We start from the raw sequence: 13636 nt of genomic DNA, 5'->3' as shown, positions 1-13636 counted from the left end.
CCATGGCGGAAAAGCATTACGGAATGGTCATCGACCTGGATAAATGCACGGGATGCCAAGCTTGCGCGGTTGCGTGCAAGATGGAAAACAACGTCGATCTGGGCGTGTTCTGGGAGCGGGTGTACCGCATGGGCCCCATTGGCACCTATCCCGATGCGCTGGAGATGTTCTACTTCCCCAACCAGTGCATGCATTGCGAAAACCCCAGCTGCATCAGCGTGTGTCCCACGAAGGCTACCTATCAGACCGACGATGGCGTGGTGCTGGTGGACGCCAACCTCTGCTTCGGCTGCCAGTACTGCATTTGGGCTTGCCCCTACGAGGCGCGTACGTTGAACCCCAACACGAAGACCGTGGAGAAGTGCATTCTGTGCGTGCACCGTCTGGAAAAGGGCGAGCAGCCCATGTGCGCCTACACCTGCACGACGGGCTGCCGTGTGGCTGGCGACCTGAACGATCCTGACAGCCGGGTGTCGCAGATTCTGAAGGACAACGAGGATCGCGCCTACCGGGTGCATCCCGAATTTGGGAACAAGCCCTCTGTGGTGTACCTGCTCCCGCGGAAAGGAGCTGAGACGCTATGCAAATCCATTGGCCGCTAGTTATCTCCACCGTTTGCCAGCGCGTGGGACTGGGTTTGTTCATCTGCGCCTTTGTCGGGCAAGTGTATGCGGGCTCCCCGGTGCCGCTGTCTGTGGTGGCTTGGATCACGCTGGCGCTGCTGGCCGTGGGAGGCATCGCTTCCGTCTTCCACCTGCAACGTCCGCAGCGATTCTTCAACGCGTTCTCGAACCTGAAGTCGCACCTGACCCAGGAAGCGCTCATCACGCCGTTTCTGGGCGTGGCGCTGCTGGTGTGCGCGCTGAACGGCACGCTGTTCGACCTGGGCGTGGCGACGGCGTTCGTGGGCGCGGTAACCGCGATTCTGGCTGGAGCGTTCCTGGTGTGCACGGGCTTGGCCTACCAGATGGGGTCGCGCCCGGCGTGGAACACTCCTTTCGTGCTGGTGCTGTTCCTGCTGACGGCGTTGGAGGCGGGCGCCATCGGCGTGGCGGTGCTGTGGCTTGCCGCGGCCGGGTTGGTGCCGACTATGTTCGTGGTGATCGCCCTGGTGAGCACTGTGGTCTGCGTGATTGTACAGGCCGCCTACGTGGTTCGCATGCGCAGCGTTGGCTACGGCGTGAACGTGGACGTCATGGAGGAGCCCTATCGCGGGCCGTTCGCGACCTGGCTGGCTGCGGGCGCTGTGGTGCCTGTGGTGTGCTTGGCCCTGGTATTCGTGGTGCCGTCGGCGGCGGTTGCACTCGCGGCCGTTGCGTGGGCTGCCAGCGCCGTGGGCATTGCCGCGTGGACGGTGTTGTTCTTCAAGGGCGCCCGCAAGGTGAAGATGTTCCCCATGTATCCGGTGGATTTGAACCTGGACATGTAAACGGCATGCGCCTTTGGGTTGACCTGGGGTGCTGATGAAAGGAATACCGTAATGACCGAGAAGAAGTTCTACGGTTGGAAGGTTGTTGTGGCTACGGCGGTGCTGTATGCGCTGCTGGGCAATTTCGGCTTGGCGGCGGCGCAGATTACCATTCCGGTGATGGCGCTGGATCCTACGGTGGGCATGGACCGTACGATGATCGGCATCGGCTTCACCGTGTTTATCCTGATGCAGGGCCTGCCCGGGCCGCTGATCGGCAAGTTCGTGGGGCAGTACGGGGCGAAGAACGCGTTTCTGGCCTCGTCGGCGCTCATTATTCTGACGGGCGTGTTGCTGGGCTTCTTCGCCGGGGCGAGCACTGCGGCCTACATCGTGCTGTTCGGCGTGCTGCTGAGCTTCTCCAGCACCTTGGGCGGGCAGGTGGCAACGCAGACGACCATCGGCAACTGGTTCGTTATGAAACGTGGTCTGGCTATGGCGGTGACCATGGGTCTCGGCGGCGTGGTGGCGTTCTCGTTCCCGCTGATCACCAACGCGGCCATCGGCGCCGAAGGGAACTGGCCCATGGGGTTCTTCCTTATCTCGGTAATGGGTGTTATTTCGTTGGCGGTGGCGTTCCTGTTCATGCGCAACAAGCCCTCCGATATGGGTCAGAATCCCGACGGGCTTTCCGCGGCTGAGCTTGAGAAGGCTGCCGCTGTGGCTGCGGGCGCTGGGGCTGCTGGCGCTGGTGTGGAGTCGCCGGCTACCGAGGCTGAGGCTGCTGCTTTGGCCGACAAGCGGGCGGGCGTGTTCAAGAATCCGACGTCGCTCACCCAGGGTCAGGCGTTCAAGACCCCTGCGTTCTGGCTGCTTCTGATAGCGGCGCTTTCCATCTTCGTGGCGTTGAACATGGCGGTGTCCTCCGGCGTGCTGCACTTCGGCGGCCTGGGCATCGACACGGGCGTTATCGCTGGTGCCGTGGCCGTACAGGGCATTGCTGCCGTGGCGGTGAACCTGGTCATCGCTCCGCTGGCCGACCGTATCGAGCCGGCTCGCATCCTGGGCGCTTGCGCACTGCTCACGGCTATCGGTGCTCTGTGCGCGTTCCTGGCTCAGCCGGGCGACGTGGTCATGCTCTATGTCTACTACATCTTGCTGGGACTGGGCTTCGGCGGCAACACCTCCGTTATGCCGACGGCCTTCGCCAACTACTTCGGCATTGTGAACTTCCCCAAGATCATCGGCACGGTGCTTCTTCTGCTGTCGCTGTTCTCGGGCCTGGTGCCCACTATCGCAGGCGCTGTTTTCGACGCTACCGGCACCTACGCTACCATGTTCGCAGTTGTGGCCGTGATCTGCCTGGTAGGCTGCGTGGCCGGCTTCCTCGTTCGCTTCCCGAAGAAGGCGTAAGGTCGAGCCGCTAAGGTCGACTCGCTTGCGGAAGGCGCAGTGGAGACCCACTTGCGGACGGTGCGGCAGCGAGTCGTTTGCGGAAGGTACGGCAGCGAGCTGTTTACGATAAGCGAGCCCTCGGGATTCTCCGGGGGCTCGCTTTGTTGTGCGGATTGGTAGAACCGCCGTTTTGTGTTCCCAGATTGGTAGAACCGTCATTTTTGCGGTCCCGAATTGGTAGAATCGTCGCTTTCAAAAGCGTTTCCCCAGGTCGCCGAAAAATAGGCGACGGTTCTACCAATTTAAGGGTGCGAAAATGACGATCCTGCCAATTTGATGGCGCGAGAACGACGATTCTACCGCTGCGATCGTCGCAAGAGACGTTTCTGCCAAAGAATGCGCCGCCAGGGGTGTTTCTACCAGAGCTGTGTCGCGGAAGACGTTTCTCTGCCAACGCCTGCCAATGGCGCCGGGCCGCAACGAGCTGGTCGGTTAGCGCACGACGGCGCCGAAGGGCAGCAGGGAAAGCTTGGCCATCTTGAAGCACTGCAGGCCTACGGGCAGGCCGATGACGGTGATGGAGTACAGCACACCCAGCAGCCCGTAAACAAGAGCCATGGGAATGCCGGCTAGAATCACCCAGAACGCGTTCGCGATGAGCGAGGGCGCGCCGCCGCCGTAAGTGACCGTCTTGCCGAAGGGCGCCAGGGTGAGCGCCGCCATCTTGAAGCACTGGCGTCCCAGCGGAATGCCCACGATGGTGATGGTGAAAATGAGACCGATGAAGCACCACCAAATAGCCGTAGCCAGGCCGCCGAAGATAATCCAGATGACGTTCGCGATGGTGGACATGGCCCTCCTTCGGGTGCGCGGTGTGGGGTGAAATCTCTTCTTCAGAAGGGTAGCAGCACGGGCTTGCAAGCGTCATAGCTGAGAGCAAGTAGGCGCATTTCTCCATGAAGCAGAAGAAGATCGATTGCCCGTTACGGGGAGACATGCAAGATTCGGGCTTGACAGGAGCGCTTGCGAAATGGATTTTAGAAGGGAGCAACGCGCGTGTCCCCTCTGGGTGCCCAGCGACAGGAAGGATCATCGAGCTATGGCCGTTACCGACGAGCTTTACGAGTTTGCGTTCTGCTACGAGCCGAAAAACGAGGAGCTGGCGGCCTTGGCTGCAGATGAGGACTGGGGTCCCGGCCTGAGCATTCTGAAGAACTACGTCATTTTCCTGTTCAAACGCGCTGCTCAACTGCAGAATCGCAAAGAGAGCCTCGGCGAGGGCGGGCCCCGTATTTGCTGCAGACGGAAGAGTACGCGTGCTTCGACACGGGCTTGTACACCGATCGCTACGAGAGCATCTACGCGCTGTTCGTTCCCAACAGGCGCGAGAACGCGCAGCCTTGGTTTCTGGAAGGGTTCTTCAAAACCAGCGATCATGCGCTGAACGAAATCCCCGAGCTGCCTCAGCGCGTGCGCTTCACCGACAACCCGGCCGATCTTATCTACGACTATCGCCTACCCATCCGCGTGAACGTGGACCACATCCTGGGCGACGAGCGCAATTTGGAGCGCATACCGGAGGCGCTACGAGGCGACGACCAGTCCTTTCTGCTCCATCGCGTGTTCGAAGGCGCCGTAAGCGAGGCCGAACGGCGCGCCGCGGCGAACTACATGCTGGCGGTTCCTCAGTATTACAACGGGCGCATTCAGTTGTTGCTGCCGCTGTGCCTGACGTCGGACGAGCCGGAGATTGCCCTGGCGATTCAGCGCGAAAACGGCTACTACGCGGGCCGCACCTGCCTGACGCTTGAGTGGGCCTACAGCAACGCGCGGCTTATCGCGCGCCCCGAAGCGTCGTGGATAGCCCCGGCGAACTCGGCTCGCTAGAGCGTTGTGCGCCGCAGGCCGTCGGTTGTGGGCGCTGCGGCACGGGAAAACATCGCACAACAGGCAACTCGATTATCGAGAGGGCCCGCACCTCCCACGGAGAGTCCATCTTACGGATTCGGAGAGAGGGAGGTGCGGGCCTTTCATTCGCCGGCGCGAGCTTTTCGTCGCAGTGCGTGGCGGGGTGCGCGCTCTCGTACACGCCTAGTTCGTACTCTTATGCCAGCGCCTCTTCGTAGGCGTGTTCGGCGGCGTTTAGGCCGCTGTACAGGCAGTATCCTACTAGGCCGCCGGACATGGCGTAGTTGTAGGTCTCCTTGTATAGCTTGCAAGCGTCAACGCCCACGCAGTACAGCCCGGGGATGGCTTCGCCGTTCACGTCTACCACGGCGTTGTTGTAGTTCACGTCCAAGCCGCCGATGGTGTTGGTGACCGACGGATCCTGTCGCACTGCGTAGAAGGGCCCGGTTTGCACGGGGATGAGGAATTCGGCGCCCTTCAGGAAGTCCTCGTCGAAGCCGTCGGTGCACAGCTTGTTGTAGCGATCGACCGTGGCCTTCAGGTTCGCCGGGTCCACGCCCATGGCTTTCGCAAGGTCCTCCACGGTGTCGCCCTTGAACACGTTGCCTCGCTTCGACGACAGGCATTCGTCCAGCTGCGACTGGAATTCTGGAAGCTGCGCGCCGGCCTTGTACTTGCGCCAGCCGCTGAGGATGCCCTCGCCGCTCATGAAGCGGTCGATCATGGCCTGGTCGAACAGGGTGTAGGCGTGCTTCTGGCTGATGATGGAGTTCACGTACAGCGCCATGTAGCTGGTGACGTAGGTGCCCTCGTTCATGAAGCGGTCGCCGTTCTCGTTGACGAACAGCAGCGGGTTGTCGCAGCAGCCGATGGCGATTTCGTCGTAGACGGTGTAGCCCTCCACGGCGGTGCGCGGCAGGATGGAGGTCATGTAGGTGCCCGCCCCCACGTCCTCGGCCATGATGACGCCGTCGCCGGTGCCGGTGGAACGGGTGGTTCCGTAGGTCATGTCCCAGGCGGTAAGCTGCTCGATGAGCGCGTTGTTCAGGCCGAATCCGCCGGTGCCCACAATGGTGGCCTTGGCTTTCACGGCGAAGTAGCTGTCGTCGGCAACGTTGTGCGCGTAGGCGCCGGCCACCTTGCCATCTTCGGTCATGAGGGCCACTCCGGGGGCTTGGGTGATGATCTCGACGCCCAGGCCGGCGGCGACGTCGGCCAGGTGGGCGATCATGGTGGAGCCCTTCTCTTCGGCCCACCAGTGGTAGCACTTGAATGCGCTGATCTGGCCCTTGTACACGTCCACGCGGTCGAACTGGTAGCCCAGGTCGCGCAGCCAGTCCACGGATTTGCCCGATGCGTTGATGAAGCGGTTCCAAAGCGCCGCGTCGATGCGGTAGTTGGAATAGGTGAGCTCGTCCTGGATGAGTTCGGCCACCAGCGGCAGCTCCACACCGTCGGTCTCGTGCTGAAGCGAGCTGCCCCAGCCGAACATGCCCTCGGTGCCGTTGGTGCTTCCGCCCAGTTCGCTGCCCTTTTCCAGGAGGATGACCTTGGCGCCCAGCTGCGCGGCCTTCACCGCGGCCCCCAGACCACCGGCGCCCGAGCCCAGCACCACGATGTCGCACTCCTTGGTTTCGGTGACCTTGGGAGCAACGTCCGCTTCGAACTCCACCAGCGACACCTTGCGCGCTTCGGTGTTCTGCGCCGCCTCGGCGGTAGCTTGCAGGCCTGTGCGCTCTTCGGCGCCTGCGTCTGTCGGGTTTTGCGCGGCGCTCTGCTGTCCTTGCGGCGCGCTGGCGCATCCGGCAAGCGCCACGGCTCCGGTGATTCCAGCGATTCCGAATGCGGAACCTTTCAGAAAGTCCCTGCGATTCAACATGGTTGATCCCTCCTTCTCTCAGGCCGAGGCGCTTTGCGAGTGGTGTTTCTTTCCGCGCCCCAGATTCTTTGAATGCGGCGCCCTCCCCGAAGTTGGTGCCGCTCTGGCCTGATGGTAGGAGAGGATGCCGCCCCCCTGCTTTCCCCGCGGCGGGGGAAATCATCGCGAAAAGCCAACTTCCCCCCGAAATGGGGGAGGATTCCCCGGGTAGCGCGGGTGATTGCTTCCGTACAATGGAGCACAGCGGAAGAAGGGGTGAGCTGGGATGGGGCTTTCTGTTTTAGACGGCAAGGTGGTATGGCGTGTTCTGGTGGGGAATGCCGTGCATGTGGCCTGGGGATGGCTCATGTTCACCGGCTCGCTTTTCGCCACCCCTACGGGCAACCTGGTCGATTTCGCGCTTCTGCCCGATCCGCTTTATACGCTTTCGCTCGGTGCGAACGCTCTCGTGCTGACGGGTTTCGCTACGTGGTACAAAGGCGGACGTGCGCTGTTCAAACGGGAAGGCGTGGCCGTTGTTGCTGCGTTGCTCATGTTCTTGGGCACGTTTCTTGCGTCGCGCTACGTGTCTGTTCTGTTCGGGAACCCGACGGCGCTGGTCGAGGTGATGGCCGGGCTGCTCACCGGCGCTGGCGCGGGAATGTTCCTCTTGCTGTGGGGGGAGACGCTGGTGGCGCTGGGTACCAGGGACTGCGCCGTGTACTTCGCAGCGTCCAGCGGGCTGGCGGCGCTCGCTCATATTGCCTTGGGACTCCTCCCGATAGGGTGGGTCCAGGTGCTCGTGCTGGCCTTTCCGCTGATGGAGCTTGTGCTGTACCGATCGCAGGTGTCGCGGAGCATGCTGCTGCTGTCCAGGACCAATCATGAGGGGCAGGATTCTCCCGGACTTCCCAAGGACGTGCTGGCCTTGGGCCTGTTCTTCGGGTTCTCGTTCGGCGCCATGCGCGGGTTCGCCGCGACGGACGGCGGCCCGGACGCGGACGGCGTGCGGCTTGTTGTTGGCATGGCCTTCGTCATGGCCGCGTGCGTATGGGCGTACTTCGCGGTTTCCCGAAGGAAGGAAGATTTCGGAAGCTTGGCCTATCGGATTGCGCTGCCCCTTGTGGCGCTGGGGTTTCTGCTGCTCCCGCTGTCCGGCGCGTGGTCGCTGGCAGGCACGGCGGCCTACCGGTTCGGCTACGAGTACATCTATATCGTGCTGTGGTCGCTTTGGGTGTTCTTCGCGGGGCGCGAGGGGGCGTCGTCGGTGTGGCTGGTTGCCTGCGGCCTTGCGTCCATGCAGGCGAGCAAGCTGGTGGGGTTCGTGCTGAGCGCCGACGCTATGTCGCTTATGGCCCCGACCTTCGACCTGCAGATAGCCTCGGGCCTGGCGCTTTTCGGGACGGTGCTGTTCGCGGTGTTCTCGAAGGGGATTGCGTTTTCCGCTGAAGGATGGGAGGGAGTGCGCCCGGCGTCCGAGACTCCGGTTCACGAGGACGGCGTCTTTCCGGAGCAGAGCTACAAGGCAGCGGCGGAGCGCTTCGCGTTGTCGCCGCGGGAAACCGACGTGTTCCTGCTGCTGATCCGCGGCTATTCTCGCGCTCGCATTGCGAAGGAGCTGGTGGTGACCGAGGAGACGGTGAAGTCGCACGTGAAGGGCATCTACCAGAAAACAGGCGTTCACACCAAGCAGGACCTCATCGACACCGTGGAGCGCCTGAGATAGGGATTGGCGATGCGCTCGGGTTGCCGGTTGCACGCCGCACAACCGGCAACTCGTGCATTAACCCGACAAGCTTGTGAGCTGGTAAAACACTGCATAATGCCTGGTCAGACGAGTTGGTAGAAAAGCCGCTTGTGCGCTGCACAACCGTCAACTTGATCATTGGGGACAGCACCAATGCGAAGCGCCGCCAGCGGCGGAAGGAGCGGAAGGAGCGGCAGGAAACGCGGGGAAGGGGTGGCGGCCAGATTGAGACAGGCAAAGGGAGAGGATGCCGCCACCTCGTCTTCGGCTGCATGCAAGCGGGAAGGCGCCCTACTTGCTCAGCGGGCCGCACTTCTGTGCAAGGTAGTCTCGGAAGCCGGGGAGCTCGAAGGCCACGAACGACGGGCCTCTCTCTCCAATGACGCCCTGTTCTATCAGGCGCCGCTTGTAGGTGCTAGTGTAGTTGCTCGCCTCGCCCAGACGCTCAGCAATATCGGCGAGCCGGCTTTCTTCAGGATCCTCAAGCATGGCTTGCAGAAAACGAACGTCGTTGGGGGACAGGTCGAAGTAGGTTGCTTCCAGTACGCGCTCGACGAAATTCTTGCGGGCCATCGCTGCGCCGAGGTTGACATCGTCGAGAGTAATCTCGTCTGCATGGGGTCGCTGCTCCCAGCTTTGAAAACCGACGAGCTGCATGAGGTAGGGAAACCCTTCGCTAGCTTTCACGGCTGCCTCGATGGCTGGGGCCTGTATCGTGCGACCACCCTCTTCAACGGTATAGCGGATGCCTATGGCGATTTCCTCGTCGGCAATCGGCCTGAGCGTGTGCTTGTTCGCGCGGCGCAGGAACGAAACTGATTCGTTCCTGAGCAGGGATGACATCTTGCCAGGGAGACCTGCGAGTAGCAAGGACACCTTTCGCTCTTCGCCGACGAAGTGTTGATACACAGAGGCGAGTTGAATCATCTCGTCCAAGTTCGGCTGCACCTCGTCAACCGTTATAACGAGTCCGATGTCCTGGGCGTTGAGCGCCTTGAGCAGGCGCGACATGCGAGTCCTCCAATTTCCCGCTGGCACTTCGGGGTTATCCCATTCTACGCCCACTACCGAACCAATCGTCACGCTTCGAAGACGTGCGTGTTCGGAGGGGTCGACCAGATCCGCGGCAGCTTCGTAGGCCTGTTGCGCAATATCCTCGAGCATTCCGGGAATGCAGCTGACATTGACGGAGATCCATCCCTGTTCCTGCGCAACGCGAGAAAGGTGGAGCAGCAGCGCGGTTTTGCCCGTGCCGCGTGCGCCGGCGAAAATGGTTGAGAGGTTTGGATTGCCCGGTCCGCTTTCGAAAGCGCGCGTCATTTCAGCAAGTATTTGCTCTCGGCCGGTCATGAGGGCGGGCACTCTTCCGAAAGTCGGGGTGAAGGGGTTTTTGCTAGCAGAGACCATAGCGCTCCTTATCGTTTTGCATCTTTAGGCGATTTTTGCATTTTTAGGCATTTTTTGCAAGTTTAGGCGAATGCGTTTGTCGAGGCGTTACAGCTGCTTGGCATCCGACGCTGCTGGGCCGGCAGCCTGGTGCGGCTGAAGGAGCGGCGGGAGCGGAAGGAGCGCTATAATACCACGCTTTCCACGATGTCGGTGAGCTGCTTTACGGAGTGAACGTCCAGCTTGTTGTAGATGTTGCGGGTGTGGACGCGCACAGTGTTGATGGAGATGAACAGGTCGTCTTTGATTTGCGCAGCCCGCCGGCCCTGAGCCAGGAGCAGCAGCACCTCAAGCTCGCGTTCCGACAGGTTAAACTCGCGGGCAACCTGCTCGCAGCGCTTCCGCATCAGCTGGTCCTGGTACTGCTTGGCAGTGTAGTTCCGTCGCAGGCCCCACCAGGTTCGCAGCGCGTGGTCGTCGCCTATCCAGAACGTGCCGATGGTGGTGGCGACGAACGCGATCATGATGGACGCCGAAAGCAGGAGCTGGTCGTCGGTGCGGTTGAGGACGAAGGGCAGGAATCCGCAGATCGACCCGACGACAAGGCCGGCACTCAGAAACGCCATGCCGCCGCCGACAACGCACAGGGGCGCCACTACGGTCTCTCGCATCATGAATATGCAGCCTAGCACGAACAGGCAGCCGTAGTAGCAGGTGGCGGCCTCGGCGAAAACGGACGCGGCGACGCTGTGCATAAGGGCGGGAGCGATGACGAATCCCGAGAGCAGGGGAAACGTCAGCCGCCGCATGTTCGTCCATACCTCGCGCGCTGTGGGCGTGTTCCTTACATAGGTTGCAAGGACCAGCACAGCCGCCAGAAGGGTGCCCACCAGTTCAAGCACATCGCGTTCGGGCCCTAGCAGCCCGAAGATGCCGATTGTGACATGCAACAAGCCGAAGGCAAATCCGTAGGCCAGCAGGTGCACGACCAGCGGAAGCCCTCGCTTGAGGTGCGGCCAGCCACCTCCTTGCGTGACGCTTTCGCCCGTTTGCCCTTCTTCGCCGCTTTGGTCGTCCATTGTGGTCGTTGACGAGGATGATTTGGCCACAACGGCGGGAGGGGTGTCGTCTGCTGCTACACGAGAGGGGGAGGCAGCGCCTATGGCCGAGGTTCCTGCGGTGTCATCGCCGGTCCGAGCAAGCTGGGAGAGAAAGATGGCGGCGCACACGGTTGTCGCAACGTGGAACGCCAGCGCCGCCGCGGCGGGAAGCTCTCGGGCTGCAAGGGGGAACAGCAGGTAGTTGGCGAAAGCGCACACCCCGATGCTTAGGGCGAGCCCGTATGCGATGGTTCTGACCGGCAGTTCTTGCAGCTGGCAGACAAGAAGGGCGATCAGCATGGTGCAAACGGCGCTTCCCAAGGTGCCGAACAGGCACAGTCCCGCGGCCGACTTCGAAACGGCCACAGCGTAAAGGCAGCCCGCGGACAAGGCCGCCAGTCCCCATCCCGCGATTCGCAGGAAGACGCTCTCATGCAGGGTCAGCCAGCGGGAAGTCGTCGGGACGATCATGAAAAGCGCGCCCAGGAGAACGCCGAGCGAGTGAAAGAGGCAGAGCACGAAGCTGCTGAAAAGCATCGTGCTCGGGACAACTTTTATGTAGAAGCGTCCGACCTCGTGAAAGAGCGTGAAGGAAACGAGCAGACAGAGCGAAGACAGCAAAAGCAGCCCCAGGCGCTTGCGTTCGAGCTTCGGCAAAGCAGCCAGCGGCTCGAAATCCTTTTGCGGGGCGGCTGCCTCGCGAGCTTTGCTGCGCTCGACGCGCTTCTGGGGTTCGGCCATGTCTGTACCCTTTGTTCGCCGGTGGCTTGAGAGCGCCTGCATTGCGGTCTGCGGCTGTTGCTCTCGGCTGACCATGATAGGGCAACGTGGCAAACGGACGGTACCAAAAAGTTGGTTATTGAGGTTTCGCGCCCCCTCCTTCGACGTTTTCGGATTCGGAGTAACAGGTCGATTTTTCGGGAGAAAGCGCAGGCGGAAGGCAAGGCGGCAGAGAGCCGGGAAAGATAACCAACTTTTAGTAAAGGTGATTGTTGGCAGCTTTTGTAACGTTTCCCCGTCCGGTTTCGCGCGTAAGACAGCAAACGGGTTGGGAAAGGAGGGGGATGGCGCTCGACCGGACGACGGACCTCGGAACAGACGGGGACCGCCTAAGAGCACACGAGAGGAAGGGAAGGAGAGGCCATGCGCAAGACACCGGAAGGTCATGGCATGCGGCGGCTGAGGATGCCGTCGAAAAAGGTGCTAATGGGAGTGCTTATCGCCGGCGCGATTGTTGGAGGGGGCATGTTGGCTGCATGTTCGCCGCAGCCGCAGCCTCAGGCAAAGGACGACGGCGCGGCTTCCGCCAGCGCCGAGGCGCCTGTCGACGACGCTTCGGACAAAAAGGCTTCCGCAACCGACGCTAACAAGGACGATGCCGCAACCTCCAACGGCATGAACATGACGTTCAATGATTTCACCGACAGCGATCCCGGGTTATTCGAGGAGAGCTTCCAGACCACGCTGTGGGTCAACGACGGCAACCGCGGGTGCAACGCCTGCCATGAGGATCTGTGGGATACCACGAACAATATAAGCATGCTGTCGTTCCATATGGCAGCGTCCGACCCTGGCTACGGCAAGAACGCCAACATCCGCGACTGCCTCGGCTGCCACCACGGCACCAACGCGTCCGGCCCGTGGATCCGTGACCTTATCCACAATCGTCATTTCGGGTCGAAGATGTTCGTGGAAGAGCAGAACGGCAACTGCATGAGCTGCCATGCCATCAACATTGCTGGCGAGTTCGTAATGTACGACTACTACAAGTACAGCCGCGAATTCGGCGGCTTCCCGAACGCGGGCAATCCCGACACCCAGGAATGGCTGGTTGGCCGCGGTTGGCCCAATGGCAACATGAGCGGCATCGTCACTCAGGCGAACATGCCCTTGACGGCCACCTACGACCATGACCCGTCCAACAAGGACGACCGTTTCTGGGCGAGCAACGTGGCCGTGCCCGAAGTGGATGCTTCCCAGTGGACGCTCAAGGTGACCGGCGTGAAGAACCCGCGCGAGTTCACCTACGAGGAGCTCAACGCCATGCCTCAGACCGAGCGTGTCGCTGGCATCCCCTGCGGTGCGAACACCATTGGCAGCTATCAGGTGCACAACGCCCCGATCAAGGGCGTGCTGCTGACCGACATCATCGAGGCCTGCGGTGGCCTTGAGGACGGCAAGGTGTCGCTCGACTGGCAAACCGAGGACAACTGGCATTGGCCCAAGGGTGCGACCTACGACCTGCAGGCGCTGATCGACGCTGGCGGCATGGTGGTGCTGCAGTACTGGAACGAGCCGCTGCGCGAGGTGGACGGCTATCCGGCGTCGCTTGGTTGGCCTGGGCGCATGGGCGGCTTCTACATGAAGTGGCTCACCGAGATCAACTTCTCCGACCAGCCTGGTACGACGGGTCTGTGGGACATCCTGAGCAGCGGTCCGGCAGGCGACTACCCAACCGATCATCCGGGCGACGTGGTTCACAGGGACTCTGGCGGTGCCATCAATTCCGGCTGGATCAACCCCAGCAACGACGGTGCCGAGTTCAAGCTGGGCGAGCCGGTGAAGCTGGAAGGCTACAGCTATGTGTGGGTTGAGGACGACCACTTCGTCGACAAGGTTCAGTTCAGCGCCGACTACGGCAACACCTGGACTGAAGTGGACATCGACGACGACTACGACCACGCGTCTTGGACCCACTGGACCATCGAGTGGCAGCCCGAGCAGGCCGGCACCTACGTACTGTACTCGAACACGGTGGACGGAACCGGCCAGTGCCAGATGTCTCCTTCGCCGATTATCGTCAAGATCGTCGAGTAGGCCGCGGCGGCAAGAAC

At 61.6% G+C, this 13636-nt stretch carries 11 protein-coding genes; 7 read left to right on the top strand and 4 right to left on the bottom strand.

Annotation, left to right across the window (positions count from 1 at the left end; all coding sequences use genetic code 11):
• Nucleotides 1–2 precede the first annotated feature (2 nt).
• Genes NFR41_RS08450 through NFR41_RS08440 form a run of 3 tightly spaced genes read left to right on the top strand, consistent with a single transcriptional unit; the run spans nt 3 to nt 2821 of the window.
• A complete protein-coding gene (locus NFR41_RS08450) occupies nt 3–602 on the top strand; it encodes a 4Fe-4S dicluster domain-containing protein (RefSeq protein WP_160213480.1) in 600 nt (199 codons plus the stop codon).
• The gene (locus NFR41_RS08445) at nt 581–1429 is read left to right on the top strand and encodes a dimethyl sulfoxide reductase anchor subunit family protein (RefSeq protein WP_251231491.1); all 849 of its coding nucleotides are present in this window, start codon (nt 581–583) and stop codon (nt 1427–1429) included. Before NFR41_RS08450 ends, NFR41_RS08445 begins: the two co-directional genes overlap by 22 nt.
• 51 nt (nt 1430–1480) lie before the next feature.
• Nucleotides 1481–2821, top strand: a complete 1341-nt coding sequence (locus NFR41_RS08440; protein WP_251231490.1) for an MFS transporter — start codon at nt 1481–1483, stop codon at nt 2819–2821.
• Nucleotides 2822–3295: 474 nt separating this feature from the next.
• On the opposite strand, the gene NFR41_RS08435 is transcribed toward NFR41_RS08440, so the two are convergent.
• The gene (locus tag NFR41_RS08435) at nt 3296–3655 is read right to left on the bottom strand and encodes a YccF domain-containing protein (protein WP_251231489.1); all 360 of its coding nucleotides are present in this window, start codon (nt 3653–3655) and stop codon (nt 3296–3298) included.
• A gap of 441 nt (nt 3656–4096) precedes the next feature.
• On the opposite strand from NFR41_RS08435, the gene NFR41_RS08430 reads away from it, so the two are divergent.
• Nucleotides 4097–4690: a DUF3825 domain-containing protein gene (locus NFR41_RS08430; RefSeq protein ID WP_251231488.1), complete on the top strand. Its 594-nt coding sequence runs from the start codon at nt 4097–4099 to the stop codon at nt 4688–4690.
• 217 nt (nt 4691–4907) lie between these two features.
• Here the strand turns inward: NFR41_RS08430 and NFR41_RS08425 are convergent, their stop codons facing one another.
• Nucleotides 4908–6590, bottom strand: a complete 1683-nt coding sequence (locus NFR41_RS08425; RefSeq protein ID WP_251231487.1) for an FAD-dependent oxidoreductase — start codon at nt 6588–6590, stop codon at nt 4908–4910.
• Nucleotides 6591–6855: 265 nt separating this feature from the next.
• Between NFR41_RS08425 and NFR41_RS08420 the strand changes: the two genes are divergently transcribed.
• Nucleotides 6856–8295 (top strand): helix-turn-helix transcriptional regulator, encoded by a 1440-nt coding sequence (locus NFR41_RS08420; RefSeq protein ID WP_251231486.1) that lies wholly within the window; start codon nt 6856–6858, stop codon nt 8293–8295.
• Nucleotides 8296–8607: 312 nt separating this feature from the next.
• Here NFR41_RS08420 and NFR41_RS08415 read toward each other — a convergent pair whose 3' ends face one another.
• Nucleotides 8608–9723 carry a DUF8462 domain-containing protein gene (locus NFR41_RS08415; RefSeq protein WP_160213474.1) on the bottom strand — a complete coding sequence of 372 codons (1116 nt, stop codon included), beginning with the start codon at nt 9721–9723 and terminating at the stop codon, nt 8608–8610.
• Between the two features lie 164 nt (nt 9724–9887).
• Nucleotides 9888–11168 carry a helix-turn-helix domain-containing protein gene (locus tag NFR41_RS08410; protein ID WP_251231485.1) on the bottom strand — a complete coding sequence of 427 codons (1281 nt, stop codon included), beginning with the start codon at nt 11166–11168 and terminating at the stop codon, nt 9888–9890.
• 66 nt (nt 11169–11234) lie between these two features.
• Here NFR41_RS08410 and NFR41_RS08405 point away from each other — a divergent pair, with 66 nt between their 5' ends.
• Complete coding sequence (locus tag NFR41_RS08405) at nt 11235–11573, top strand: hypothetical protein (RefSeq protein WP_251231484.1); 339 nt, start codon at nt 11235–11237, stop codon at nt 11571–11573.
• Nucleotides 11574–12008: 435 nt separating this feature from the next.
• On the top strand, nt 12009–13619 hold the full coding sequence (locus NFR41_RS08400) for a molybdopterin-dependent oxidoreductase (protein ID WP_160662095.1): 1611 nt from the start codon (nt 12009–12011) through the stop codon (nt 13617–13619).
• Nucleotides 13620–13636: the final 17 nt, after the last annotated feature.

Source organism: Adlercreutzia aquisgranensis, from assembly GCF_943193145.1.
Taxonomy (GTDB): domain Bacteria; phylum Actinomycetota; class Coriobacteriia; order Coriobacteriales; family Eggerthellaceae; genus Xiamenia; species Xiamenia aquisgranensis.
The sequence above is the reverse complement of the archived record's forward strand: the minus strand, read 5'-3'. Positions and strand labels throughout refer to the sequence as shown.

Bases quoted from the DNA above. Each gene is read 5' to 3' on its own strand.
- NFR41_RS08450 (WP_160213480.1), top strand. From the start codon at position 3: ATGGCGGAAAAGCATTACGGAATGGTCATCGACCTGGATAAATGCACG.
- NFR41_RS08445 (WP_251231491.1), top strand. From the start codon at position 581: ATGCAAATCCATTGGCCGCTAGTTATCTCCACCGTTTGCCAGCGCGTG.
- NFR41_RS08440 (WP_251231490.1), top strand. From the start codon at position 1,481: ATGACCGAGAAGAAGTTCTACGGTTGGAAGGTTGTTGTGGCTACGGCG.
- NFR41_RS08435 (WP_251231489.1), bottom strand. From the start codon at position 3,655: ATGTCCACCATCGCGAACGTCATCTGGATTATCTTCGGCGGCCTGGCT.
- NFR41_RS08425 (WP_251231487.1), bottom strand. From the start codon at position 6,590: ATGTTGAATCGCAGGGACTTTCTGAAAGGTTCCGCATTCGGAATCGCT.
- NFR41_RS08420 (WP_251231486.1), top strand. From the start codon at position 6,856: ATGGGGCTTTCTGTTTTAGACGGCAAGGTGGTATGGCGTGTTCTGGTG.
- NFR41_RS08415 (WP_160213474.1), bottom strand. From the start codon at position 9,723: ATGGTCTCTGCTAGCAAAAACCCCTTCACCCCGACTTTCGGAAGAGTG.
- NFR41_RS08405 (WP_251231484.1), top strand. From the start codon at position 11,235: ATGCAGGGTCAGCCAGCGGGAAGTCGTCGGGACGATCATGAAAAGCGC.
- NFR41_RS08400 (WP_160662095.1), top strand. From the start codon at position 12,009: ATGGGAGTGCTTATCGCCGGCGCGATTGTTGGAGGGGGCATGTTGGCT.